The organism is Methylobacterium sp. Leaf99 (assembly GCF_001422375.1).
Lineage (GTDB): Bacteria > Pseudomonadota > Alphaproteobacteria > Rhizobiales > Beijerinckiaceae > Methylobacterium.
In genome coordinates this window covers 1-22,194 of sequence record NZ_LMMU01000010.1, presented here as the reverse complement: position 1 = coordinate 22,194, position 22,194 = coordinate 1, and the positions used below count along the sequence as shown (strand labels likewise).

Annotated in this window: 24 protein-coding genes and 1 pseudogene; 13 read left to right on the top strand and 12 right to left on the bottom strand. The window is 72.1% G+C overall.

The features are described from left to right. Positions 1–115: 115 nt before the first annotated feature. Entirely contained in the window at positions 116–772 is a 657-nt protein-coding gene (locus ASF28_RS18090; protein WP_056095938.1) for an alpha/beta hydrolase, read from the top strand. An 82-nt stretch (positions 773–854) separates the two neighbouring features. Here the strand turns inward: ASF28_RS18090 and ASF28_RS18085 are convergent, their stop codons facing one another. The 6 genes from ASF28_RS18085 to pdxH form a co-directional block, all read right to left on the bottom strand. Beyond that, complete coding sequence (locus tag ASF28_RS18085) at positions 855–1,109, bottom strand: hypothetical protein (RefSeq protein ID WP_056095935.1); 255 nt, start codon at positions 1,107–1,109, stop codon at positions 855–857. A gap of 157 nt (positions 1,110–1,266) precedes the next feature. Beyond that, positions 1,267–1,743, bottom strand: coding sequence for a TIGR02301 family protein (locus ASF28_RS18080; RefSeq protein WP_244475078.1), 477 nt, complete (start codon positions 1,741–1,743; stop codon positions 1,267–1,269). After that, entirely contained in the window at positions 1,740–2,243 is a 504-nt protein-coding gene (locus tag ASF28_RS18075) for an NUDIX hydrolase (protein WP_056095931.1), read from the bottom strand. The genes ASF28_RS18080 and ASF28_RS18075 overlap by 4 nt, the downstream gene beginning before the upstream one ends. After that, positions 2,240–3,331 (bottom strand): hypothetical protein, encoded by a 1,092-nt coding sequence (locus ASF28_RS18070; RefSeq protein ID WP_056095929.1) that lies wholly within the window; start codon positions 3,329–3,331, stop codon positions 2,240–2,242. Before ASF28_RS18070 ends, ASF28_RS18075 begins: the two co-directional genes overlap by 4 nt. After that, the gene (locus ASF28_RS18065; protein ID WP_056095925.1) at positions 3,324–4,046 is read right to left on the bottom strand and encodes an SDR family NAD(P)-dependent oxidoreductase; all 723 of its coding nucleotides are present in this window, start codon (positions 4,044–4,046) and stop codon (positions 3,324–3,326) included. Before ASF28_RS18065 ends, ASF28_RS18070 begins: the two co-directional genes overlap by 8 nt. A 161-nt stretch (positions 4,047–4,207) precedes the next feature. Next, positions 4,208–4,843: a pyridoxamine 5'-phosphate oxidase gene (gene pdxH, locus ASF28_RS18060; RefSeq protein ID WP_082476650.1), complete on the bottom strand. Its 636-nt coding sequence runs from the start codon at positions 4,841–4,843 to the stop codon at positions 4,208–4,210. 85 nt (positions 4,844–4,928) lie between these two features. On the opposite strand from pdxH, the gene ASF28_RS18055 reads away from it, so the two are divergent. The 3 genes from ASF28_RS18055 to fabI all read left to right on the top strand — a co-directional run bounded on the left by ASF28_RS18055 (position 4,929) and on the right by fabI (position 7,593). Further along, positions 4,929–5,447 (top strand): RT0821/Lpp0805 family surface protein, encoded by a 519-nt coding sequence (locus ASF28_RS18055; protein WP_082476649.1) that lies wholly within the window; start codon positions 4,929–4,931, stop codon positions 5,445–5,447. A gap of 196 nt (positions 5,448–5,643) precedes the next feature. Continuing rightward, positions 5,644–6,591: a DnaJ C-terminal domain-containing protein gene (locus ASF28_RS18050; RefSeq protein WP_056095919.1), complete on the top strand. Its 948-nt coding sequence runs from the start codon at positions 5,644–5,646 to the stop codon at positions 6,589–6,591. Between the two features lie 159 nt (positions 6,592–6,750). Beyond that, complete coding sequence (fabI, locus tag ASF28_RS18045) at positions 6,751–7,593, top strand: enoyl-ACP reductase FabI (RefSeq protein ID WP_056095916.1); 843 nt, start codon at positions 6,751–6,753, stop codon at positions 7,591–7,593. A 14-nt stretch (positions 7,594–7,607) separates the two neighbouring features. Here the strand turns inward: fabI and ASF28_RS18040 are convergent, their stop codons facing one another. From ASF28_RS18040 to ASF28_RS18030, 3 genes are all read right to left on the bottom strand, one after another. Continuing rightward, a complete protein-coding gene (locus ASF28_RS18040; protein WP_056095913.1) occupies positions 7,608–8,090 on the bottom strand; it encodes a MarR family winged helix-turn-helix transcriptional regulator in 483 nt (160 codons plus the stop codon). A 9-nt stretch (positions 8,091–8,099) separates the two neighbouring features. Next, complete coding sequence (locus ASF28_RS18035) at positions 8,100–8,396, bottom strand: putative quinol monooxygenase (protein WP_056095910.1); 297 nt, start codon at positions 8,394–8,396, stop codon at positions 8,100–8,102. A gap of 101 nt (positions 8,397–8,497) precedes the next feature. Further along, positions 8,498–9,187, bottom strand: a complete 690-nt coding sequence (locus tag ASF28_RS18030; protein ID WP_056096398.1) for an MOSC domain-containing protein — start codon at positions 9,185–9,187, stop codon at positions 8,498–8,500. A gap of 101 nt (positions 9,188–9,288) precedes the next feature. Between ASF28_RS18030 and ASF28_RS18025 the strand changes: the two genes are divergently transcribed. After that, a complete protein-coding gene (locus ASF28_RS18025) occupies positions 9,289–9,819 on the top strand; it encodes a helix-turn-helix domain-containing protein (RefSeq protein ID WP_056095905.1) in 531 nt (176 codons plus the stop codon). 235 nt (positions 9,820–10,054) lie between these two features. Here ASF28_RS18025 and ASF28_RS18020 read toward each other — a convergent pair whose 3' ends face one another. Both ASF28_RS18020 and ASF28_RS18015 read right to left on the bottom strand, forming a co-directional pair. Next, the gene (locus tag ASF28_RS18020; protein WP_056095902.1) at positions 10,055–11,191 is read right to left on the bottom strand and encodes an AAA family ATPase; all 1,137 of its coding nucleotides are present in this window, start codon (positions 11,189–11,191) and stop codon (positions 10,055–10,057) included. Positions 11,192–11,264: 73 nt separating this feature from the next. After that, entirely contained in the window at positions 11,265–12,209 is a 945-nt protein-coding gene (locus ASF28_RS18015; RefSeq protein WP_056095900.1) for a polyphosphate kinase 2 family protein, read from the bottom strand. A gap of 158 nt (positions 12,210–12,367) precedes the next feature. Here ASF28_RS18015 and ASF28_RS18010 point away from each other — a divergent pair, with 158 nt between their 5' ends. The 3 genes and pseudogenes from ASF28_RS18010 (at position 12,368) to ASF28_RS23745 (ending at position 17,260) form a co-directional block, all read left to right on the top strand. Then, positions 12,368–12,958, top strand: a complete 591-nt coding sequence (locus ASF28_RS18010; RefSeq protein ID WP_056095897.1) for a histidine phosphatase family protein — start codon at positions 12,368–12,370, stop codon at positions 12,956–12,958. Positions 12,959–13,141: 183 nt separating this feature from the next. After that, positions 13,142–15,031 (top strand): annotated as a pseudogene (locus ASF28_RS23750) (amino acid adenylation domain-containing protein); the annotation flags it as partial. Next, the gene (locus ASF28_RS23745; protein ID WP_443189753.1) at positions 15,029–17,260 is read left to right on the top strand and encodes a Pls/PosA family non-ribosomal peptide synthetase; all 2,232 of its coding nucleotides are present in this window, start codon (positions 15,029–15,031) and stop codon (positions 17,258–17,260) included. The pseudogene ASF28_RS23750 and the gene ASF28_RS23745, both read left to right, overlap by 3 nt. A gap of 130 nt (positions 17,261–17,390) precedes the next feature. Here ASF28_RS23745 and ASF28_RS18000 read toward each other — a convergent pair whose 3' ends face one another. Next, positions 17,391–18,743 (bottom strand): dihydroorotase, encoded by a 1,353-nt coding sequence (locus ASF28_RS18000; protein ID WP_056095893.1) that lies wholly within the window; start codon positions 18,741–18,743, stop codon positions 17,391–17,393. An 87-nt stretch (positions 18,744–18,830) separates the two neighbouring features. Between ASF28_RS18000 and ygfZ the strand changes: the two genes are divergently transcribed. The 5 genes from ygfZ to ASF28_RS17975 all read left to right on the top strand — a co-directional run bounded on the left by ygfZ (position 18,831) and on the right by ASF28_RS17975 (position 21,960). Beyond that, positions 18,831–19,694: a CAF17-like 4Fe-4S cluster assembly/insertion protein YgfZ gene (gene ygfZ / locus ASF28_RS17995; RefSeq protein ID WP_056095891.1), complete on the top strand. Its 864-nt coding sequence runs from the start codon at positions 18,831–18,833 to the stop codon at positions 19,692–19,694. A 46-nt stretch (positions 19,695–19,740) separates the two neighbouring features. Further along, positions 19,741–20,361, top strand: a complete 621-nt coding sequence (locus ASF28_RS17990) for a DNA-3-methyladenine glycosylase I (protein ID WP_056095888.1) — start codon at positions 19,741–19,743, stop codon at positions 20,359–20,361. 23 nt (positions 20,362–20,384) lie between these two features. Beyond that, positions 20,385–20,945 (top strand): HD family hydrolase, encoded by a 561-nt coding sequence (locus ASF28_RS17985; RefSeq protein WP_056095884.1) that lies wholly within the window; start codon positions 20,385–20,387, stop codon positions 20,943–20,945. Beyond that, positions 20,945–21,457, top strand: a complete 513-nt coding sequence (locus tag ASF28_RS17980; protein ID WP_056095879.1) for a tyrosine phosphatase family protein — start codon at positions 20,945–20,947, stop codon at positions 21,455–21,457. The genes ASF28_RS17985 and ASF28_RS17980 overlap by 1 nt, the downstream gene beginning before the upstream one ends. A gap of 206 nt (positions 21,458–21,663) precedes the next feature. Further along, positions 21,664–21,960, top strand: coding sequence for an exodeoxyribonuclease VII small subunit (locus tag ASF28_RS17975; protein ID WP_056095876.1), 297 nt, complete (start codon positions 21,664–21,666; stop codon positions 21,958–21,960). The last annotated feature ends 234 nt before the right edge of the window (positions 21,961–22,194 follow it).

The window sequence follows — 22,194 nt, the reverse complement described above, 5'->3', positions numbered from 1 at the left end:
CTAGAACCGTTCTAAGAGCGCTTTTAAGTTCGCGCCCCGTCGAGTCAAGGCGTTCCGCGCGGTGTCTGCCGTGCGTCCGGCGTCGCGCGCTCCCCCCGAAGCTTGTGAGAGATCCATGCCCGAAGTCATCTTCACCGGTCCGGCCGGCCGTCTCGAGGGACGCTACCAGGCCCCCAAGAAGAAGGGCGCGCCCATCGCCATCGTGCTCCACCCCCACCCGCAGTTCGGGGGCACGATGAACAATCAGATCGTGTACAATCTGTTCTACACCTTCGCCAACCGGGGCTTCGCCGCCCTGCGCTTCAATTTTCGCGGGGTCGGGCGCAGCCAGGGCGCGTTCGATCACGGCACCGGCGAACTCTCCGACGCCGCCTCGGCCCTCGACTGGGTCCAGTCGGTCAACCCGGAGGCCCGCGCCTGCTGGATCGCCGGCGTGTCGTTCGGCTCGTGGATCGGGATGCAGCTCCTCATGCGCCGCCCGGAGATCGAGGGCTTCATCTCCATCGCCGCCATGGCCAACCGCTACGACTTCACCTTCCTGGCGCCGTGCCCGTCCTCGGGCCTGTTCGTCCACGGCTCCGAGGACCGGGTGGCCCCGGCCCGCGAGGTGATGCCGGTGATCGAGAAGGTGAAGGTGCAGAAGGGCGTCATCATCGAGCACCAGGTGGTCGAGGGCGCCAACCACTTCTTCGACGGCAAGGTCGACGAGCTGACCCAGACCGTGGACACCTACCTCGACAAGCGCCTCGGCACGAAGGAAATGACGGCCTAAGGCGGGGCGGTCGCCCGGGGGAGACGCGCATCCCCGGGCTCAGAGCTTCGGACCCGGCCGCACGGCCCGGTCCGACCCCGCCTCAATGCTGCGGGGCCGTGGTGAAGGCACCGCCGCGGATGCGGTCCGGAAAACCCTCGGCGTAGCGGGCGGTGGCTTCCTCGCCGTAGGTCATCACCAGCTCCTGGAACGCCGCGAACAGGGCGGCCTGGGCCATGCAGTCGCCGTCGAGGCCGTCGAGACAGCCCTCGGCGAACGCCTCCGACACGTAGCCGAGCGCGGCGCGCTTGTCGTCGAGATCCGCCTCGAAGGGCGCGGGGGCTGATTCAGCGTGCATGGCCAGGCTATCGTTGGCGCCGAAGGACCGCTCGGCAGGTTCCAAGGATGATAGGGCGCGGAATCGGGCCCGCAAAGCCAGGAATTGCGAAGCGGTTAACGTCGGCGCTCGAATTGTTCGAATTAACCGCGGCCGTTCGGAGTGTGGCTCGGCCGCATCACCCGCCGAAGCGGCTGGCCAGAGCGTGCGACAGGCGCTCGCCCTCGATCACGAACCGGGTGGCCGCCTCCCGGGCGGAGGACGTGCAGACCCGGTAGGTCAGGGCGTAGCCGCGATAGCCCCGGTTGTAGGCGCCGGCCAGACGGTCGCGGCGGCCGGGGGTGACGCCCTCGGCCTCCAGGAGCGCCTTCATCCGCACGGGCCATTGGGCCGCGTCCGGGTCGGCGCAGAGCTCGCGCAGGAAGGCCAGGGCCCCGACGATCTCGGACAGCCGCATCAGGTCGCGGTCGTAGGGCGCCGGCGGCGGCTCGGGGGCGGGGGCCGGCTCCTTTTCGGAGCTCTTGCCCTCGCCCTTCGGCGCGGCACGGGTCGCCCCGCCCCGCCCCTGCTGGGCCTCGGCGCCGGGAACCGCCGCCAGGATCGTCAGGAGGCACAGGCACAGGCTGAAGACGGGGACCGATCCGGGCTTCGTCACGCGGCGGATGTCCCGGATGTCTCGGGGTTTTCGGAGATCTCGTGGGCGGCGACCCGCGCGAAGGCGGCCGCCACGGTGCCGTCGAGGCCCGGCGTGGTGTCGAGGCCGGCGAGCTCCGCCGGGGTCGCCCAGCGCACGGCCAGCGCTTCCGGTCCCGCCACCGGCTCGCCGCCGGTCCACAGGGCGGCGTGGGGATGGACCACGTAATGGTGGCGCGTCCGGCCATCCGCGGCGCGCAGGATGATCTCGGTGGGGGGCAGCACGCCGACCACCGTTGCCGCGAGGCCGACCTCTTCGCGCAGCTCGCGCAGGGCCGCCTCGGCCAGGGCCTCGCCGGCCTCGACGAGGCCGCCCGGCAGGGTCCAGACCCCGCGCATGGGCGCGTTGGCCCGGGCGGCGAGGAGCACCCGGTCGCCCCGGATCACCGCGATGGAGGCGCCGACGAAGGGCCGCGCCGGGAACAGCCGCGTGGCGTCGTCGGACGGATCGGTTTCACTCATGGGTCGGGATTCACCACGGCGATGCGCCCGTCGGCAAGGCCGACGAGGAGGCGGGCGGCCGGTCCCGTCCCGAGGGTGGCGACGCCGAAGGCGGCGGGCGCCGGCAGAGGAACGCGGGCGCGCTCCGTCACGGCGCCCTTGAGGGAGAGAACCGCCAGGGCCGAGCGGTCCGCCACCGGCAGGGCGAGGTCCACGGCCCCGTCGCGGGGGAGGAGCGCCGCCAGGCCGGGACCGCCCTCGCCGGGGGACGCGGCGTCGTAGCCGGATGCCGCGTGAAGGGCGCGCAAGGTCCCACCCTCGTAGGCCCAGAGTCCGAGCCGGGTGGCGCCGCCGGCCGGCCCCGTCACGGCGATCTGCGGCCGGCCGGTGCCGGAGAAGTCCGCGACGCCGGCCACCTGGAGCGGCTTGCCGGCCTCCACGGGGCCGCGCGCCCGCACGCTCCAGCCGGCCTCGGCGGCCTCCGCCACCGCCAGCGAAGACCCGTCCCCGGCCTCGGTGACGGCGACGATGGCGGGGCGCCCGTCGAAGGTCGCGATGTGCGGGGACCGCAGGGCGAAGGCGGCCTCGGGGGCGGGCCGCACCGTCGCGGTGGCCACCGGCACGGGTTTCGGCTCGGCGCTCATGGGAACGGCCTTGCGCTCGCGGATCACGAGGGCGCCCGCCCCCGCGCGGCCCCCGGCCGTCACCGGCTCGGCGAGGTGGGCCGACAGGGCCCCGGCGACGGCCCGGCGCGAGCCCGCAAGCGCCCCGCGCGGGGTCTCGGCGGCGGCCAGTCCCGCCACGGCCTCGCGGCCCAGGAGCGTCACGGTCACCCGCCCGTCCACGAGGGCGAGGGCGGCGCCCCCCGCCTCGCCCCAGACCACGGCGATGGGCGCGCCGTCCTCGGATGCGCCCGCTTTCGGCCGCGCCAGGGGCAGGAGGCCGGAGGTCGCCACGGCCACGGCGACCTCGCTGCCGGGGCCGCGCAGGGCGCTCGCGGCGAACGGCAGGTCGAGGAGGGTGACGGACGGCTCGGCGGCGGCCGGGAGCGGCGTGGCGAGGAGCAGCAGGGCGACGAGGAGCGCGGGCCGCGCCACCCGTTCAGACATGCTGGCCGCCGTTGATGTGCAGCTCGGCGCCGTTCACGTAGGACGAGGCCTCGGTGCACAGGAAGTAGATGGCCTTCGCCACCTCGTCGGGGGTGCCGAGGCGGCGCTGGGGAATGCCGGCGACGATCTTGTCCGTGCCGGGCGAGAGGATGGCGGTGTCGATCTCGCCGGGCGAGATCGCGTTGACGCGCACCCCGAGGGGTCCGAAATCGCTCGCCATCTCGCGGGTGAGGCCGGCCAGCGCCGCCTTCGAGGTGCCGTAGGCGGCGCCCGCGAAGGGATGGACGCGGGAGCCCGCGATGGAGGTGACGTTGACGATGGAGCCCTTGGCCCGGGTCAGTTCCTCGCACAGGCCCCGCGCCAGGAGGAGCGGCGCGAACACGTTGACCTGGAACACCTTGCGCCAGTCGCCGAATTCCGTGGCGATGGCGCCGAGGCGCTCGCCGTTGGCGCCCTTCGGCGAGATGCCGGCATTGTTGACGAGTGCGTGGAGCAGGCCGCCCTCGTCGGCCAGCCGCCCGGCCACTTCCCGGATCCCCCGCATGGTGTCCTCGGGATCGGCCAGATCGACCTGGAGGTGATCCTCCGGGCCCATCTCCCACGGACAGTTCTCGGGAAACGCGTGGCGCGAGCAGGTGATGACCCGCCAGCCGGCCGCGGAGAACCGCTTGACCGTGGCGTGGCCGATGCCGCGGCTCGCGCCCGTGAGCAGCATGACGCGCCGGCGTTCGTTGGAGGATGTGGCCAAGACCGTTCCTTCAGGATCGGGAGGCGGTTAACCGGAAGACATCCGCCACGCCGATCTCAAGGTCTAAGGGGCGCCGATCCTAAAATCCAGGGTCGATCCCGCGCCGCACCACGGACCGGCGGCGTCCGTCACGGATAGAGCCGCGCGCCGGCCCAGCCGTCGCCGGACCGCGTGAACCGGACCCGGTCGTGCAGGCGGAACGGGCCGTCCTGCCAGAACTCCATCGCGACGGGCGCGATGCGAAAACCGATCCAGTTCTCCGGCCGCGGCACCGGGCCGTCCTCGAACCGGGCGGCCAGCGCCGCCACCTCCGCCTCCAGGGTGGCGCGGTCGGCGAGGGGCCGCGACTGGCGGCTGGCATGGGCGCCGATGCGGCTGTCGCGGGCGCGGCTGGCGAAGTACGCGTCCGCCTCCGCCGGCGTGACGGGCGACACGGGGCCGCGGGCGCGGACCTGCCGGCGCAGGCTCTTCCAGTGCAGCACCAGGGCGGCCTGTCGGTTCTGGGCCAGTTCCTCGCCCTTGGCCGAGTCGGTGTTGGTGTAGAACACGAATCCGCGCGCATCGACGCCCTTCAGGAGCACCATGCGCACGTCGGGCAGGCCGTCGGAGCCGGCGGTGGCCAGCGCCATGGCGTTGGCGTCGTTGGGCTCCGCGGCCTCGGCCTCGGCCATCCAGACGCCGAACAGTGCCCACGGATCCGTGGCGCGGGTGAAGTCGGCCGCGGGGGCGGGGTCATCGATCCTTAACCGATCCAAGGCGAACATCCTGCGAGCGTGAGATCCGGGTCGGGGGGCACCGACGTGGGGCGCGGTTGGCCGTCGGTCCTCTCCCGTCGTGAGTTCAAGTGTAATGCGTCGGTGCGACTTTAGAGCGAAACGGCCGGCGGCCAACATCCCCGCCGCCGGTTTTTCGAAGCGGAGCCTTGGGACGTGGCGGGCCGTGGTCGCCCTCACCTTCCTGCCCCTGTCGGGCTGCGGCCTGCCGATCATCACCTTCCAGACGGAGACCGTCGCGGAGGCCGCCCCGCCGCCCGAGCCGACGAGCACGGGGAGCATCGAGCGCCATCCGGTGGGGTTCGGCCAGGACCTCGGCACCGAGGACTGGCGCCGGGCCCACGCGGCCCTGTCGGTGGCCCTCGATCCGCAGGGCAACGGCCGCCCGGTGAAGTGGGACAATCCCGAGACCAACCTGCGCGGCTCCGTCAACCCGACGGGCCTGCCTTACGTCTCCAACGACCAGATCTGCCGCGACTTCCTCGCCTCGGTGATCGCCCCGGGCCGCAGCCGGTTCCTGCGCGGCACCGGCTGCAAGCCGTCGGGCGGCGAGTGGACCCTGAAGCGGGTGCGCGGCACGAAGGCGGCGATCTGACGCCGGGGGATCGGACGCCGAGGGATCGGGCGGGAGGCGTCGCGCGTTGCCAGGGGTGGACCGGCGCATCCGTGATGCGCCGGCGAAATCTGGAAGGCTCGCGTTGCGAAGCCGCCGCGAACCGTCCACATCAAGCACGATGATTCCGGGGGGGCGGCACCACCGGCTCCCCACGGCACCGAGACATATCTGACCGATGCGCAATCCCTACGACGTGCTGGGCGTGCCCAAGGGCGCCAGCGAAACCGACATCAAGAAGGCCTACCGCAAGCTCGCCAAGGCCTACCACCCCGACCGCAACGCCGGCGACGCCAAGGCCAAGGACCGCTTCGCCGAGGCGAACTCGGCCTACGAGATCCTGGGCGACGCCGGCAAGCGCGGGCAGTTCGACCGGGGCGAGATCGACGGCGACGGCAAGCCCCGCGCCAGCGGGTTCGAGGGGTTCGGCGGCTTCGGCGGCGGCGGTGGCGCCCGGGCCGGCGGGTTCGGCTTCGAGCAGGCGGCCCGGGGACGCGGCGCCGGCGGGCCCGGAGGCGGCGGGCCCGGTGGCATGGGCGACGACATCTTCTCGCACCTGTTCGGCGAGGCGTTCCGGGCCGGCGCCGGTGGGGCCGGCGCCGGCCCGCGCGAGCCGGCCAAGGGCGACGACGTGGCGGCCGAGCTCAGCGTGACCCTCGAGCAGGTGGCGAGCGAGGAGAAGCTGCGCCTGTCCCTGCCGGGCGGGCGCGACGTCGACGTGGTGGTGCCGCGCGGCGTGGTCGACGGGCAGGTGATCCGCCTGCGCGGCCTCGGAGCGCCGGCCGGGCGCGGTGCGCCGGGCGACGCGCTGCTCACCATCCGCATCCTGCCGCACCCCCGCTTCACCCCGGACGGCGCGGATCTGCGCGCCTCCGTCGAGGTGCCCCTCGAGGACGCGGTCCTCGGCGGGCCGATCCGGGTGCCGACCCTGACGGGCGCCGTCGAGATGCGGATTCCGGCCATGACCGGTTCGGGCCGCACCTTCCGCCTCAAGGGCAAGGGCCTGCCGAAGAAGGACGGCACGCGGGGCGACCTGTTCGCCACCACCGCCATCGCCCTGCCCGACGCCGAGGACCCGGCGCTCACCGACTACGCCAAGGCCCGGCGCGCCGCGCGGGTGGGGTGAACCGACCCGGAAAATCCCGGACTTCCGTCATCGCCATGCCTCCGCTAAGAGTGCCCGCGGCGCGTGCCGTTCAAGGGTGCGCGCGGCGCGTGCCGTCCGTCCGGTCCCTCCGGCCGGGCCTCGTCACGCCCAGCGGACGCTTCTGGCTCAGGTGACTTCATGGCGGACACGAATCCGGTTCACGATCAGGTCGGCGGCCTGCTGGCCGGCAAGCGCGGCCTGGTGCTCGGTGTCGCCAACAACCGCTCCATCGCCTGGGGCATCGCGAAATCCGCCGCCGCCCACGGGGCCAAGCTCGCCTTCACCTATCAGGGCGACGCCCTGAAGAAGCGCGTCGAGCCCCTGGCCCGCGAACTCGACGCCCACGTGGTCGGCCATTGCGACGTCACCGACCCGGCCTCCATCGACGCGGTCTTCGCCGCCACCGCGGAGGTGTTCCCCGAAGGCCTCGATTTCGTCGTCCACTGCATCGCCTTCTCGGACAAGGACGAGCTGACCGGACGCTACCTCGAGACCTCGGAGGCGAACTTCACCAAGTCGCTCCTGATCTCGTGCTACTCGTTCACGGCGATCGCCCAGCGCGCCGAGGCGCTGATGACGAACGGCGGCTCGCTCCTGACCCTGACCTATTACGGCGCCGAGAAGTGGATGCCGCACTACAACGTCATGGGTGTGGCGAAGGCGGCCCTGGAGGCCTCCGTGCGCTATCTCGCCGCCGACCTCGGGCCCTCGAAGATCCGCGTCAACGCCATCTCGGCCGGCCCGATCAAGACCCTGGCGGCGTCGGGCATCGGCGACTTCCGCTACATCCTCAAGTGGAACGAGTACAACGCCCCCCTGCGGCGCACGGTCACCATCGAGGAGGTCGGCGAGACCGCCGCCTACCTCGTCTCCGACATGAGCCGCGGCATGACCGGCGAGATCCTCCACGTCGACGCCGGCTACCACGTGGTGGGCATGAAGAACCCGGAAGCGCCGGACCTCAGCCTCGACAAGGACTGAGCCGGGACGCTCCGTCACCCGGCCCCTTCGTCCTCGCACGCCATGAAGTCGGCGATGAGGGCGAAGTAGCCGGGCAGGAGGTCGGCGAGCACCGCGCCCCCGGCCGGCGTCACCGTGATGCGCTTGGCCCTGCCGTCCCCCGGGACCGGAGCGCTGCCGAGCAGGCCCGCCCGCACTAGGGCCTTGACGGTGTCCGTCACGACGGGGCGCGAGATGTCGAGCCGGTCGGCGATTTCGCTGGCGAGCAAGCCGCCCTGTCCCGACTCCCCTTGCCCCGCCCCCCCTTGCCCCGGCTCGCGATCGATGACGATCAGGACGAGGAACCGGGTCTGCGAGAGCGCGTGGGCCGTGAAATACGCCTCCAGCGCGCGCATCAGCAGGCTCCCGCGCCGCAGGAGCCGGAGCGCCCCGGCGACGGCCTCGGCGTCCATGCCCGGGTAGCGCTCACCGTAGCTCTGCAGCATCTGCCGCGTGGGAAGGTCCTTCAGGAAGAACACGCGCGCTCCTCAACCGATCGCGCGCAGCCGCGTGATCTCGACCGGCTCGGACAGCCACGTCCGATACCGGTCGAACACGGCGCGCGTATAGGGCTTGGCATGATGGGCGGCCAGCGCCGCTTCGTCGTCCCAGACCTCGTAGAGATAGAGATCTCCGCCCCCGTCCCGGTCGTCGTGCAGGGTGAAGCGGCGGCAGCCCGGTTCGGACCGCGTGACCGCCAGGATGTCCAGCACGGCGTCACGGGCGGCGGCGCGATGCTCGGGCTTGGGCGAGATACGGGCAAAGAGCGTCAGCGGGTCCGACATGATGGGCTCCCTATAGTTAGGATGCTAATCAATAGGCCGTTCGATCGTGGTCGGCAAGTTCGGTCGGCCGGCAAGTTCGGTCGGCCGGCCCCGCGTGAGGCTCACCCCTCCCCGCGCAGGCGCGGCGCCCAATCCTCCACGGCGCTGCGGTCCAGGCGCCGGGCGGCGAGCGCCCGCCACGAGGCCGACAGGGTCTCCAGGGCGGCGATCTCGGCGAGCGCCGCCCGGTCGAGGCGATCGACGTAGAAGACCTGCAGGAGCCGCGCCAGGGTCCAGTCCGGGTGCGGCCGGTCCACCAGCGCGAGGACATCGCCCGCCGCCACGGCGCCCGTCTCGATCACCCGGACGTACCAGCCCGTGCGCCCGCTCGCCTGGACCCGCTGGGCCATGTCGGGCACGCCGAAGCGCGCGTTCAGTTTCCAGCACGGCTGGCGGGCCTGGCTCACCTGCAGCAGGGCCGTGCCCGCGCGCCACAGGTCGCCGACGCAGACCCCCGCCTCCGTGAGGCCGCGGGTCGAAAGGTTCTCGCCGAAGGCGCCCGGTGCCTCCAGCAGATCGGGCGCCTCGGGTAGCTCGGCCCGCCACGCGGAGGCGTGATCCAGGGGATAGAGGTGCAGGGCCTTCTCGGGGCCGCCATGGTTGCGCCGGTCGGCCTGCGCGTCGCCCTCCAGGCCTTCCGGCCCGATCCGCACCCGCCCGGCGACGGGACTCTTGGCGATGGCGCTCGGTTTGGCCTGGGGCCCCAGGGGGGCCACCCGCCCGGTCAGAACCGCATCGATCGCAACCCGCATGGCCTCGTCCCTCCCACCGAAGGATTCCATATCCCCTAGACAACCAGTTGTCCAAGGGATTTCGAGTTGCTGAGGCTGAGGAAGCGGCGCAAGGCTCGGGCATGTCCCTGCCCCAGCGCATCCGGGCGCTCCGCCGCCGCCGCAACCTGACCCTGGAGGCCCTGGCCGCCACGGTGGGAATCCACAAAGGCCACCTGTCGCGCATCGAGAGCGGCCAGAAAGCGCCGTCGCTCGCGACCCTGGAGGCCCTCGCGCGGGCCCTCGACGCGGAGATGGCCGAGCTGTTCGGGGAAAAGGCGGCCGACGACGACGTGGTGGTGGTGCGCGCCACCGAAGGGGTCGGCCTGCGCGAGTCCGACTACGCAATCCACGCCCTCCTGGCGGCGTCGGCCGGACGGGCGGCGGCCCTCTACCGCATCGAGCCGGGGGCGGAGTTCCGGGACCAGGACCGCCCGGCCCATGGCGGCCAGGAGATCGTCTACGTGCTGGAGGGCCGCGTGGACCTGAAGGTGGCCGACCGCCGTCTCGAACTCGGCCCAGGCGACTGCGCCACCTACGACGGCGGCCTGCCCCACGGCCTCCGGCGCCTCGGACCCGAGCGGGCGGCCGTACTGGTGATCATCGCCGGCTAAGCAGGTTCGCGTTGGCAAGCCAACGCTTCACCCTGCTTGGCTCTTTGGTAGGTCGCAGGGTTTCCCTGCAAAACCGGTGACCACTTTTGCGGAACCTGCTCAGGCGAATTTCACAAGAGCGGCCCCTTCCGGGAATGGGCCCCCCGGAAATGGGCCCCCCTGGTCCCGCGTCGGGAACCTGTAACCCGGCAGCGCCCAGAATCCCGGCCCGACGGGGATCGCGGGGCCGGCGCCGTCACGGGTCCGCCTCGAACGCCCCGAACAGTTTCAGCCCCTCGATCCAGGTCGCGCCCTCCCGCTTGATCACGCGGTGGGGCCGCGTGCCGCCCTGCGCGACGATCGCATCGGCCAGGCGCTCGGAATGTGTCACGAGCCAGATCTGCGTGCGCTCGGAGGCCTTGACGATCATGCGCGCAAGGGGGGCGAGCAGGTCCGGATGCAGGCTGGTCTCGGGTTCGTTGAGGGCGACGAAGGGCGGCAGCCGGTAGGCGAACAAAGCGCCGGCGAGGGCCAGGAACCGCAGCGTCCCGTCGGAGAGTTCGGCGGCCTCGAAGACCCGCTTCGGGTAGTCGGGAAACACCATCCCGAACCGCGCCTCGCGCCCCGGCAGGGGAAGGTCGAGCCGGGCCCCCGGAAAGGCGTCGTCGACGGCGGCCGCGAGGTCGGCGGTGTCACCCCGGATATGGGCGAGGGTGGCGAACACGGCCGCGAGGTCCGAGCCGTCCGATGACAGGGTGGGGGCCGTCACCGCGAGGCAGGGCCGGCGCAAAGCCGAGGCGGCGTCGGTCCGGAAATCGTGGTGGAAGCGCCAGGCCGCCAGGGCGCTGCGCACCTGATGGAGTTCCGGATAGGCACCGGCATCCTGGAGGGTGCCGAGGACGGTCTCGGATGGCAGCAGATCGCACCCGAGACTGCGCTTGCGCCCCTCCGCGTCACGCAGGAAGCCCCCCGGACCGTCGCGATCGAGCATCGTCGCGGGCCGCCGGCCCGAGATCAGGCGAAGCCGCTCGGTCTTGAGGTCGGGCTCCAAGGGAAAGCCGGCCGCCCCTTTGAGCGGCTTGAAGCCGACCTCGACGGCATAATCATACGCCAGGCCGCTGGCCGAGTCGGCGAGTTCGACGCTCCAGCGGATGCGAGCCGACTCGTGACGCTTGCGCTCCCCGGCCCAGCTCACGGATTCCATGCCGCCCTCGGCGGCGAGATCCCGGATCAGGGTACCGGCGGCGGCCGATTGCAGGCATTCCAGCGCCCGGTAGAGATTGGTCTTGCCGACGCCGTTGGCACCGATGAAGACCGAGAGCCCCCCCACCGGAAAGCGGATCGCGCGCAGGGAGCGGTATCCCGATACGGCGACGTCACGGACAGCCAGCATGGGCGCGCTCCCATCGGCCCCTACGGCTCGGCGAGGAGAAGGACCTACCTCCGGGCTTTATAACAGCACGGGATCACTCCGGCACACTCATCCGGGCCACGCCCGGCTGCGCCTCCGGAAACCGCGGGTCCATGGCCTCCAGGGTGTCGGCGATGGTGCGGGCCACCATGAGGTTGCGGAACCACTTCCGGTTGGCCGGGACCACGTGCCAGGGCGCCTCGCGCGTCGAGCACTGCGTCAGCGCGTCGGCGAAAGCGGCCTGGTAGGCGTCCCAGGCCTCGCGCTCGACGAGGTCGGCGGGGTCGAACTTCCAGTGCTTCTCCGGGGTGGCGATGCGTGCCTCCAGGCGCTGCTTCTGCTCGTCCTTGGAGATGTGGAGGAAGAACTTCAGGATCGTGGTGCCCTCGGCCGCGAGCATGCGCTCGAAATCGTTGATCTGGCCGTAGCGCACCCGCCAGACCGGCTCGGAGACGAAGTTCTTCACCCGCACCACCAGCACGTCCTCGTAATGGCTGCGGTTGAACACCCCGATCATGCCGCGCCCCGGCGTCTTGGCGTGGTAGCGCCACAGGAAGTCGTGGGCGGCCTCCTCGGCGCTCGGCACCTTGAACGGCCACACCCGGCACCCCTGCGGGTTCACCCCCTCGAACACCGCCCGGATGGTGCCGTCCTTGCCACCGGTGTCGATGGCCTGGAACACCACCAGGAGGCTGCGCGCGCCCTCGGCGTAGAGCCGCTCCTGCAGGGACACGATGCGGGCGCGCTCCACGATCAGGGCTTGCTTGGCCGCCGCCTTGTCGAGGCCGCCATCGGCGTCCGCATCGACGGCGGCGAGATCGAAGGCGCGCCCCGGCGCGACGGTGACGATCCCGGGGGTTGCGTCAGGGCCGGAGGCCTTGCGCGGCTTGCGGGAACCGCCCTCCTCCGCCACCGTTCGACCGGGCTCACCCGCCCCGGAGCCGTTCGTTCCGGACTTGCCGGACTTGCCGGACGCCGGCTTGATGTGCTTGTGCGGCATATGGAAATTCGTTCGCTGACGATCGGGGCGCGCAGGCTCTTGAAACCGAGCAAGACCTTCAAACCGGGCAAGACCTTGAAACCGACAACGGTCCGCAAGCGCGGCCGTTCCGGCCCGCCCCGCCTGGGGGGCGGCGCGCCCGCGTGGGAGCGCTCCCCATGACCCCGACCCTCTACGTCGTCCGCCACGGCCAGACCGACTGGAACGCGGAAGGCCGGCTCCAGGGCCAGCGCGACATCGCCCTCAACGCCGAGGGCCTGCGCCAGGCCGACGAGGCGGCCGACCGCCTCGGGCGGGCGGCGGGCACGGACCTGCCCCGGCTCGACTTCGTCGCGAGTCCCCTCGCCCGCACCCGCCGCACCATGGAGGCCCTGCGCGCCCGCCTCGACCTGGCGCCGGAGGCCTACCGCACCGATCCGCGCCTGAAGGAGATCAGCTTCGGCACCTGGGAGGGCTCGACCTGGGCCGAGATCCGGCGCCGGGACGCGGCCCGGGCCCTGGCGCGGGACCGCGACCGCTGGGGCTACCGGCCGCCGGGCGAGGGGGCTGAGAGCTACGCCATGCTGGTGGAGCGGGTCGCCCCGGCGCTGACCGCCCTCGATGGCCCGGCCTGCATCGTCGCCCATGGCGGCGTCGCCAGGGCGATCCTGGTGATCCGGGGCTGCCTCGGCATCCGCGAGGCGCCGCGCATGGGCATCCGCCAGGGCGGCGTCCTCGTCCTCGAGGACGGCCGGTGGCGCTGGGCCTGACACGGACCGTCCGCACTACGGCTTCGCATCACGCCCGGTTCCTCACCGCCCAAACGTGGTAGAGCGCTGCCGAACTTCGAAAAGCGCCGCGATTCCGGCGTGATCCGGGTGCCTTACCGGCCAACGAAGCGCATTCCGAGGCTCGCTGCGTCAGCGGGCCGGGGATCGGCAGCGGAGCAGTGGATGACCAGTCTCGCCGAGACGGCCCGGCCCCCGGCGGAGGGGCCCGCGCGCCAGGGGATCGCGTCCGGGCAGGACACCCTGCAGGGCAAGGACACCCTGCACGGCAAGGCGGTCCTGCGCGGGGAGGCCCGCCCCGATCTCATCCGCGACGAGGTCCTGGGCGAGATCTTCTGCGCCAGCGCCGCCGCCCGGCCGGACCATCCGGCCCTCGTCGACGGCGCGCACCCGAACGCCGACGGCACCCACCCGGCCCTCACCTACGCCGAGGTCGAGGCGCGGGCCGGCGCCATCGCTCGGGGGCTGGCGCATCGCGGCATCGGCCCCGGCGACGTCGTCGGCCTGTGGATGGCACGGGGGCCCGACCTCCTCGTGGCGCAGATCGGCATCACCCTGTCGGGCGCCGCCTGGCTGCCCTTCGACGCCGAGGCCCCGGCCGACCGCGTCGCCGTCTGCCTCGCGGACGCCGCCGCCAAGGCGCTCCTCGTCTCACCCGAACTGGCGCCCGGGGCGCCCGACGCCGCGCCGGTCCTCACCGTGGCGGCCCTGCTGGAGGGCACCCCCGCGGACGCCCCCCGCCCCGACCCGCGCGGCGCCGGTCTCACGCCCGCGCACCCGGCCTACCTCATCTACACGTCGGGCTCGACGGGGGTGCCCAAGGGCATCGTCATCAGCCACGCCAACATCTGCCACTTCCTGCGCTCCGGAAACGCCCTCTACGGCCTGCGTGCCGACGACGTGGTGTTCCAGGGCGCGTCAGTCGCCTTCGATCTCTCCATGGAGGAGATCTGGGTCCCGTACCTCGTCGGCGCGACCCTGTTCGTGGCGTCCCCCGCCATGATGGGCGACGTCGAGGCCCTGCCGGGCATCCTGGCCCGCGCCCGCGTCACGGTGCTCGACACGGTGCCGACCCTCCTCGCCATGATCAGCGGGGATCTACCCACCGTGCGCCTCGTGCTGCTGGGCGGCGAGGCCCTGCCCGAACCCCTCGTCGCCCGCTGGGCCACGGAGGCGCGGGCCCTGTTCAACACCTACGGGCCGACGGAGGCGACGGTGGTGGCCACCGCCGCGCGGATGCGGGCCGGCACCCCCGTCACCATCGGCGGCCCGATCCCGAATTATTCGGTGTACGTCGCCGGGGAGACCCTCGAACTCCTCGGGGTCGGCCAACCCGGCGAGCTGCTCATCGGCGGCCCCGGCGTCGCGAAAGGCTACCTCCAGCGGGCCGAGCTGACGGCCGAAAAATTCATCGCCAACCCTTATCCCTCGGACGGGACCGACCCGGTGCTCTACCGCTCCGGCGACGCGGTCTCGCTGGATGCCGCCGGCAACATCCTGTTCCACGGCCGCATCGACGATCAGGTCAAGATCCGCGGCTTCCGGGTCGAGCTCGGCGAGATCGAATCGCGCATCGGGGTGCTGCCCGGCATCAACCAGGCGGCGGTGGTCCTGCGCCAGGACGACGGCGTCGACCGCCTCGTCGCCTTCCTCGTCCCCGAGCGCGGCACCGAGATCGATAGGGCCGCCCTCCGGCACACCCTGTCCGAGCAAATGCCGCCCTACATGGTGCCGGGGCATTTCGAGGTGGCCGAGGTGCTGCCCCGTCTCACCTCCGGCAAGGTCGACCGCAAGGCCCTGCGGGCGGCGACCCTGACCGTCGCCGACGTTTCGGGCGAGCAGGAGCCGCCGCGCAACGAGACCGAGGCGGCGCTCCTCGCCGCCGCCACCCAGGTGTTCGGCAACCAGGCGATCCCGTTCGAGGGCGACTTCTTCACCGATCTCGGCGGCCATTCTCTGCTCGCCGCCCGATTCGTCGGCGCCGTGCGGGAGGCGCCGGCGCTCGCGGCCATCACCCTGCAGGACGTCTACGGACGACGCACCCTGCGGGCCATGGCCGACGCCCTCATCGCGCGCACCGGCGGGGCGGGCACCGAGATGGCAGTGCGGGACCTCAGCTTCGCCCCGCCCTCGTTCCGGCGGCGCTTCCTCTGCGGCCTCGCCCAGGCCGCCGCCCTGCCCTTCGTCATCGCGCTCGCCACCGCGCAATGGCTCGGCATCTTCGTGACCTACCTCCTGCTCACGGGCGGGGGCCTCGGCTTCTTCGGCGAACTCGCGGTGCTGCTGCTGGTCTATATCGGCATCAACGCCGTCACCGCCGCCATCGCGGTGGCGGCGAAGTGGCTGATTCTCGGGCGGACCAGGCCCGGGCGCTACCCGCTCTGGGGCGTGTACTATTACCGCTGGTGGCTGACCCAGCGCCTGACGCCGCTCGTCCACATCAAGTGGCTCCAGGGCTCGCCCGCCATCGTGTTCTACCTGCGCCTGCTCGGCGCCAAGATCGGCGACGACACCCTGATCTCCGACGCGGAGATCGGCGCCCCCGACCTCGTCACCATCGGGGCCGGCGGGTCCCTGGGCGGCCGCCTCGTCATCGCCAACGCCGAGGTGGTGGGCGATACCCTCATCATCGGCCGGGTCACCATCGGGGCGGATGTCGCCATCGGCGCCTCCTGCGTCATCGGCCCCGACACGGTCATCGGCGACCACGCCGAGATCGGCGACCTCACCACGATCCCCACCGGCACGGTGGTGGGCCGGGCCGAGGCCTGGGACGGCTCGCCGGGCGCCCGCGTCGGCACCGTCGATCCCGCGCTCCTGCCGGAGCCGGCCACGGCCTCGCCGCGGCGGCGCCTCGCCTTCGGGGTGCTCTACACCTTCCTGCTGGCGGCGATCCCGGCCATCGGCCTGCTGCCGATCTTCCCGGCCTTCTACATCTTCGACCAGCTCAGCGATTCGCTCTCCAACCTCACCGACATCGACTACCACTGGTACCTGCCGCTCCTGACCTGGCCCACGGCCATGCTGATGACGGCCGGCACGGTGTTCCTCATCGCCGGCATCCGCTGGGCGATCCTGCCGCGCGCCACCGCCGGCACCCACTCGATCCACAGCGGGTTCTACCTGCGCAAATGGACGGTGGCGCTCGCCGCCGAGGTCACCCTCGAGACCCTGTCGTCGCTGTTCGCCACGGTCTACATGCGGGCGTGGTACCGGCTCATGGGCGCCCGCATGGGCCAGGGCGCCGAGATCTCGACCAACCTCGGCAGCCGCCACGACTTGGCCGATATCGGCATGCGCAACTTCGTCGCCGACGAGGTGGTGTTCGGCGAGGAGGAGATCCGGCGCGGCTGGATGCACCTGCACGAGGTCCACACGGGCGCGCGCGTCTTCGTCGGCAACGACGCCGTGGTGCCGCCGGGGGCCGTCATCCCCGACGACGTCCTCATCGGCATCAAGTCGAAGCCCCCGGCCAACGACCTCATGGCGCCGGGCGACACCTGGTTCGGCTCGCCGCCCATCAAGCTGCCGGCGCGCCAGCGCGTCGACCTCGGCTCCGACCTCCAGACCTACGAGCCCGGCCTCGGCCCCAAGCTCCGGCGCGGCGTCTTCGAAGCGTTCTCGACCTCGTTCTCGCCGATGCTGTTCATCACCCTCGCGATCACCGCCATCGACTGGTACTTCTACCCCGCCATCCTGGCCCAGGACTGGACCGGGCTCGCCGTCTCCTTCGTCCTGGTCAGCGTCGCCATCGCGTTCATCCAGTCCTTCACCGTCATCGCGGTGAAATGGCTGCTCATGGGTGTCTACAAGCCCGGCATGCGGCCGATGTGGTCGTGGTGGGCCATGCGCACGGAGGCCGTGGCGGTTCTGTACTGGGGGCTCGCCGGCAAGGTCCTGCTCGAACATCTCGTCGGCACGCCGTTCCTGCCCTGGATGCTGCGGCTCCTCGGCGTGAAGGTCGGCCGCGGCGTGTGCATGCTCACCACCGACATCACCGAGTTCGACTGCGTCACCATCGGCGACTACGCCACCATCAACCGCACCGCGGCCCTGCAGACCCACCTCTACGAGGACCGGATCATGAAGGTCGGCCGGGTGGTGGTCGGCGAGGGCGTCTCGGTGGGGGCGTTCTCGACGGTGCTGTACGACACCAGGGTCGGCGCCTATGCCCGCCTGCGCCCGCTCACCATCGTGATGAAGGGCGAGTCGATCCCCGCCCATTCCGAGTGGGAGGGCGCCCCGGCGGTGCCGGTGGTCCACGCCGCGCCGAAGGCGGCGTGAGGGCGGAGCCCCGCCGTCCGTCTCTCCCCCCCTCCTTCGAGGCCCGCGCTGCGCGCCGGCGCCTCAGGATGAGGTTGGGTGTGGGATGGCGGATGCGGTGGCGTCCCCCCGGGCGAGCCGCCCGAAAAAATCAGCCCCGCGCCGCCAGCGTCTCCTCGAACGCCACGGCCTCGCCCCGCGACGGGGCGGTGAGTTCGCCCTGCCACATGACGGGGGCGCCGCGCACGAGGGTGCCCACGGGCCAGCCCGTCACCGTGACGCCGTCATAGGGCGTCCAGCCGCATTTCGAGGCGATCCAATCGTTGCGGATGGTCTCGCGGCGCTTGAGGTCCACCACGGTCACGTCGGCGTCGTACCCCACCGCGAGGCGCCCCTTGCGGGCGATGCCGAACAGGCGCTTGGGGCCCGCACTGGTGAGATCGACGAAGCGCGCCAGCGACAGGCGGCCGGCGGCGACGTGGTCGAGCATGATCGGCACCAGGGTCTGGACCCCGGTCATGCCTGACGGCGAGGCCGGATAGGGCTTGGCCTTCTCCGACAGGAGGTGCGGCGCGTGGTCGGAGCCGAGCACGTCGGCGACGCCCTGCGACAGCCCGTGCCAGATGCCGTCGCGATGGCTGGCGTCGCGCACGGGCGGGTTCATCTGCACCAGGGTGCCGAGGCGGGCATAGGCCTCCCCGCCGTCGAGGGTGAGGTGGTGGGGCGTCACCTCGCAGGTGGCGACGTCCTTGGCGCCGCCGAGGAATACCATCTCCTCTTTGGTCGAGATGTGCAGGATGTGGATGCGCGCCCCCGTGGCGCGGGCGATGCGCACGAGGCGCTCCGTCGCCCTGAGCGCCGCTTCGGGCGAGCGCCAGACCGGGTGCGAGGCGGGATCGCCCGGCACCTGCCGATCCACTTGCGCCCGCAGCATCGGCTCGTCCTCGGCGTGGAAGGCGGCCCGGCGCCGGGTGCGCTTCAGGATCTCGGCGACGCCGGCATCGTCCTCCACCAGGAGCGAGCCCGTGGACGAGCCGACGAACACCTTGATGCCGGCCGCCCCCGGCAGGCGCTCCAGTTCGGCGACCTCATGGGCGTTCTCGTGGGTGCCGCCGACCCAGAACGCGAAGTCGCAATGCATCCGGTGGTGCGCCCGCGCGACCTTGTCGGCGAGGGCCGCGGCGCTGGTGGTGAGCGGGTTGGTGTTGGGCATCTCGAACACCGCCGTGACGCCGCCCATCACCGCCGCGCGGGAGCCCGATTCCAGATCCTCCTTGTGGTCGAGGCCGGGCTCGCGAAAATGGACCTGGCTGTCGATGACGCCCGGCAGGAGGTGCAGGCCTGTGCAGTCGCGCCGCTCGGCGGCGGCGGCCCGCGACAGGTCGCCCATGGCCGTGATCCGCCCCGCCCGGATGCCGAGATCGGCCCGGTGCTCGCCGTCCTGATTCACGATCGTGCCGCCGGCGAGCACGAGGTCGAAGGGCTGGTCCGAAGACGGGTCCATGGTGGGGCTCCACATTGAGACGCGGGTGGCGGCGGCTTATGTCAGGCGTCGGTGGCGTGCAACGCCACGGATATCTCCGGAGCCGCCATGCCCATCGCCCTGCTGCCCGACCGCGCCGTCGTCACCGTCACGGGCGAGGATTCCACGGGCCTGCTGCAGGGCGTCGTCACCTGCAACGTCGAGACCCTGGAACCGGGCGCGGCGCGCCTCGGCGCCCTGCTCACCCCCCAGGGCAAGGTGCTGTTCGATTTCCTGATCTCCCGCATCGAAATCCCCGGGATCGAAGGCGGCTACCGCCTCGACACGGAGGCGACGCGGGCGCCCGATCTGCTCAAGCGCCTCACCCTCTACCGCCTGCGCGCCAAGGCGGCCCTCGCCCTCGATCCGACCCTCAGCGTCGCCGCCGCCTGGGACGGCGCCGGGACGGCGATGGACACCGAGGTGGTGACGGATGGCCGCCTCGCGGACCTCGGCACCCGGCTCTACGCCGCGCAGGGCGCGTTCTCCGCCGACGCCACCGAGGCCGATTACCACGCTCACCGCATCGGCCTCGGCATCCCCGAGGGCGGGCGCGACTTCGCCTTCTCCGATGCCTTCCCGCACGAGGCGCTCATGGACCAGCTCGGCGGCGTCGACTTCAAGAAAGGCTGCTACGTCGGCCAGGAGGTGGTGTCGCGCATGCAGCACCGGGGCAGCGCCCGTACCCGCATCGTGCCCGTGGTCGCCGTCGAGGGCACCCTGGAGAGCGGCGCCGAGATCACCGCCGGTGCGCGCGGCCTCGGCACCGTGGGCAGCGTCGCCGGCCCGCGCGGCCTCGCGATGCTGCGCCTCGACCGCCTCGCCGACGCCGTCGCCACGGGCGAGCCCCTGCGGGCGGGCGGGGCGCGCCTCGGCGTCGAGAAGCCGTCCTTCGCCACCTTCGCGTTCCCCGAGGCGATGCAGGCGGGGTGACGCGGGGGTGTTTGTTCCCGGCCCGTTCTCCGGTTAAGACGGGACCATGCTGTCCGAATCCTCCGGCCTGATCCACCATCCCGACGGCTGCCCGCGCTGCTGGTGGGCCGGCCTCGACCCGGTCTACGTCGCCTATCACGACACCGAATGGGGCGTGCCCGAGCACGACGGCCGGGCGCTCTATGAAAAACTCATCCTCGACGGGTTCCAGGCCGGCCTGTCCTGGATCACGGTTCTGCGCCGGCGCGAGGGCTTTCGCCGGGCCTTCGCGGGCTTCGACCCGGAGGCCGTCGCGCGCTTCACGCAAGCCGACGTCGAACGGCTGATGGGCGACACCGGCATCATCCGCAACCGCGCCAAGATCGTCGGCACCATCGCGGGGGCGAAGGCCTGGCTCGCCCTCGAGGAACGCGGCCCCGGCTTTTCGCGGTTCCTATGGGATTTCGTCGACGGTGCGCCGATCCAGGGCCGGGCGACGGAGCGGGCCGGCATCGCCACCGAGACCGAGGTGTCGCGGCGGCTGTCGAAGGCCTTGAAGGCGGAAGGGTTCGCCTTCTGCGGCCCGACCATCGTCCACGCCTTCATGCAGGCGGTGGGCATGGTCAACGACCACCTCGTCGGCTGCCACCGCCACGCGCCCTGCGCCGCCCTGGGAGTCACCCCGTGAGCGGATCGCGCGCGTGGCAGCGCATGCTCTCAGGGAGGCGCCTCGACCTCCTCGATCCCTCGCCCGACGACATCGCCATCGCCGACATCGCCCATGGCCTCGCCCGCGTCGCCCGCTGGAACGGCCAGACCGCCGGGCCGCACGTGTTCTCCGTGGCCCAGCACTCCCTGCTGGTGGAGGCCATCGGCGCCGGGCTCGAACCCGGCCTGCCCCCGGCCCGGCGCCTCGAACTCCTCCTGCACGACGCGCCCGAATACGTGATCGGCGACATCATCTCGCCGTTCAAGGCGGCCATCGGCGATTCCTACAAGGCGGTGGAGCGGCGCCTGCTCGCCGCCATCCGCGCCCGCTTCGGCCTGCCCGAGCCGACGCCGGACGAGGCGCATCGGGTCAAGCGCGCCGACGGCATCGCGGCCTACTGGGAGGCGATCCGCCTCGCGGGCTTCGACCGCCCGGAGGCCGCTGCGATCTTCGGCGAGCCCGGGCCGCTGCCCGACGGCGCCGAGGCCCTGATCGAACCGTGGCCGACGGACGTGGCGCAGGCCCGCTTCCTCGCCCGCTTCCAAACCCTCGCGGAGGCCTGATGCCCACGCTCCACGTCTGCCCCCTGTCGCGCCTGCCCGAGACCCTGGCGAGCACGGGCGCCCGCGGTCTCATGACCCTGATGAAGGCCGGCACCGCGATTGCCCGGCCTGACGCGATTCCCGAGGGCCGGCACTGCGTCGTCGAGGTCAGCGACATCGCCGCGCCGATGGAGGGCCACGTCCTCGCCGACGAGACCCATATCGGCCGCATCCTCGACTTCGTCGCCGCCTGGGACCGGGCCGACCCCCTGGTGATCCACTGCTACGCCGGCATCAGCCGCTCCACGGCCGCCGCCTACATCGCCGCCTGCGCCCTGGCGCCGGAGCGCGACGAGGGCGCCATCGCCGACGCCCTGCGGGCGGCCGCGCCCTCCGCCACGCCCAACCCCCTGTTCGTCGCCATCGCCGACCGGATGCTCGGCCGCGACGGGCGCATGAGCGCCGCCATCGCCCGGATCGGGCGCGGTGCCGACGCCTTCGAGGGTACGCCGTTCCGTCTCGCGTTGACGTGAGGACGAATCGCTCGGCGATACGCCGATCTCCGATGTCCGACAGTCACTTGACACCGGTTTCGCAACCAAAGCTTCAACCCGGCAGGGTGTGGCCGAAACGACGCCCCCGTTGCCGAATCGGCCCGGCGACGCGTTGTCCTCAGGTCTGCGGGGTTGTGGAGCGGACGGGCCCGGGCTTAGACCCGCACGATGAAGGGTAGACTGGAATGACTTCAGCGCGCTCCGCCGTCCCGGCGTCGACCGATGCTGGCGCCGCCGAACAGGATCTGGCTTCGATCCGGGACCTGCCGTTCGAGCGGGCCCTCGAACAGCTCGAAGGCATCGTCCGCAGCCTCGAGAAGGGCGACGTGCCCCTCGACGAATCCGTGGCGATCTACGAGCGCGGCGAGGCGCTCAAGCGCCATTGCGACGCGCTGCTGCAGCGGGCCGAGGCCCGCATCCAGAAGATCACCCTCGGTGCCGACGGCAAGGCCGCCGGCACGGCGCCCCTCGACGTCGAGTAGATGTCCGGGCGGGCGCAGGATCGGGTGAACGGGGCCTTCGGTCCCCTGCCCCCACTACCAAAAATTCAGTTGCCGCAATCCTTTGCGCGCATGTCTTTCCTCCGGACGTGAGGGTGCTTTCGGTGTCACAGCAAAGCTCGATTCTGGACGGTCTGTCCGAGACCTCCGCCCTGCGCGCGTTGCCGGAGAGCGATCTTCCGGCGGTGGCGGAGGCCGTGCGGGCGGAGATGATCG

Bases quoted from the DNA above. Each gene is read 5' to 3' on its own strand.
- ASF28_RS18085 (WP_056095935.1), bottom strand. From the start codon at position 1,109: ATGCACGCTGAATCAGCCCCCGCGCCCTTCGAGGCGGATCTCGACGAC.
- ASF28_RS18050 (WP_056095919.1), top strand. From the start codon at position 5,644: ATGCGCAATCCCTACGACGTGCTGGGCGTGCCCAAGGGCGCCAGCGAA.
- ASF28_RS18000 (WP_056095893.1), bottom strand. From the start codon at position 18,743: ATGGACCCGTCTTCGGACCAGCCCTTCGACCTCGTGCTCGCCGGCGGC.
- ASF28_RS18090 (WP_056095938.1), top strand. From the start codon at position 116: ATGCCCGAAGTCATCTTCACCGGTCCGGCCGGCCGTCTCGAGGGACGC.
- ASF28_RS18065 (WP_056095925.1), bottom strand. From the start codon at position 4,046: ATGCTGCTCACGGGCGCGAGCCGCGGCATCGGCCACGCCACGGTCAAG.
- ASF28_RS18035 (WP_056095910.1), bottom strand. From the start codon at position 8,396: ATGTCGGACCCGCTGACGCTCTTTGCCCGTATCTCGCCCAAGCCCGAG.
- ASF28_RS23745 (WP_443189753.1), top strand. From the start codon at position 15,029: ATGGCCGACGCCCTCATCGCGCGCACCGGCGGGGCGGGCACCGAGATG.
- pdxH (WP_082476650.1), bottom strand. From the start codon at position 4,843: ATGTTCGCCTTGGATCGGTTAAGGATCGATGACCCCGCCCCCGCGGCC.
- ASF28_RS18075 (WP_056095931.1), bottom strand. From the start codon at position 2,243: ATGAGTGAAACCGATCCGTCCGACGACGCCACGCGGCTGTTCCCGGCG.
- ASF28_RS17975 (WP_056095876.1), top strand. From the start codon at position 21,664: ATGACTTCAGCGCGCTCCGCCGTCCCGGCGTCGACCGATGCTGGCGCC.
- ASF28_RS17990 (WP_056095888.1), top strand. From the start codon at position 19,741: ATGCTGTCCGAATCCTCCGGCCTGATCCACCATCCCGACGGCTGCCCG.
- ASF28_RS18020 (WP_056095902.1), bottom strand. From the start codon at position 11,191: ATGCTGGCTGTCCGTGACGTCGCCGTATCGGGATACCGCTCCCTGCGC.
- ASF28_RS17980 (WP_056095879.1), top strand. From the start codon at position 20,945: ATGCCCACGCTCCACGTCTGCCCCCTGTCGCGCCTGCCCGAGACCCTG.
- ASF28_RS18015 (WP_056095900.1), bottom strand. From the start codon at position 12,209: ATGCCGCACAAGCACATCAAGCCGGCGTCCGGCAAGTCCGGCAAGTCC.
- ASF28_RS18055 (WP_082476649.1), top strand. From the start codon at position 4,929: ATGCGTCGGTGCGACTTTAGAGCGAAACGGCCGGCGGCCAACATCCCC.
- ASF28_RS18025 (WP_056095905.1), top strand. From the start codon at position 9,289: ATGTCCCTGCCCCAGCGCATCCGGGCGCTCCGCCGCCGCCGCAACCTG.
- ASF28_RS18010 (WP_056095897.1), top strand. From the start codon at position 12,368: ATGACCCCGACCCTCTACGTCGTCCGCCACGGCCAGACCGACTGGAAC.
- fabI (WP_056095916.1), top strand. From the start codon at position 6,751: ATGGCGGACACGAATCCGGTTCACGATCAGGTCGGCGGCCTGCTGGCC.
- ASF28_RS18070 (WP_056095929.1), bottom strand. From the start codon at position 3,331: ATGTCTGAACGGGTGGCGCGGCCCGCGCTCCTCGTCGCCCTGCTGCTC.
- ASF28_RS18030 (WP_056096398.1), bottom strand. From the start codon at position 9,187: ATGCGGGTTGCGATCGATGCGGTTCTGACCGGGCGGGTGGCCCCCCTG.
- ASF28_RS17985 (WP_056095884.1), top strand. From the start codon at position 20,385: ATGCTCTCAGGGAGGCGCCTCGACCTCCTCGATCCCTCGCCCGACGAC.
- ygfZ (WP_056095891.1), top strand. From the start codon at position 18,831: ATGCCCATCGCCCTGCTGCCCGACCGCGCCGTCGTCACCGTCACGGGC.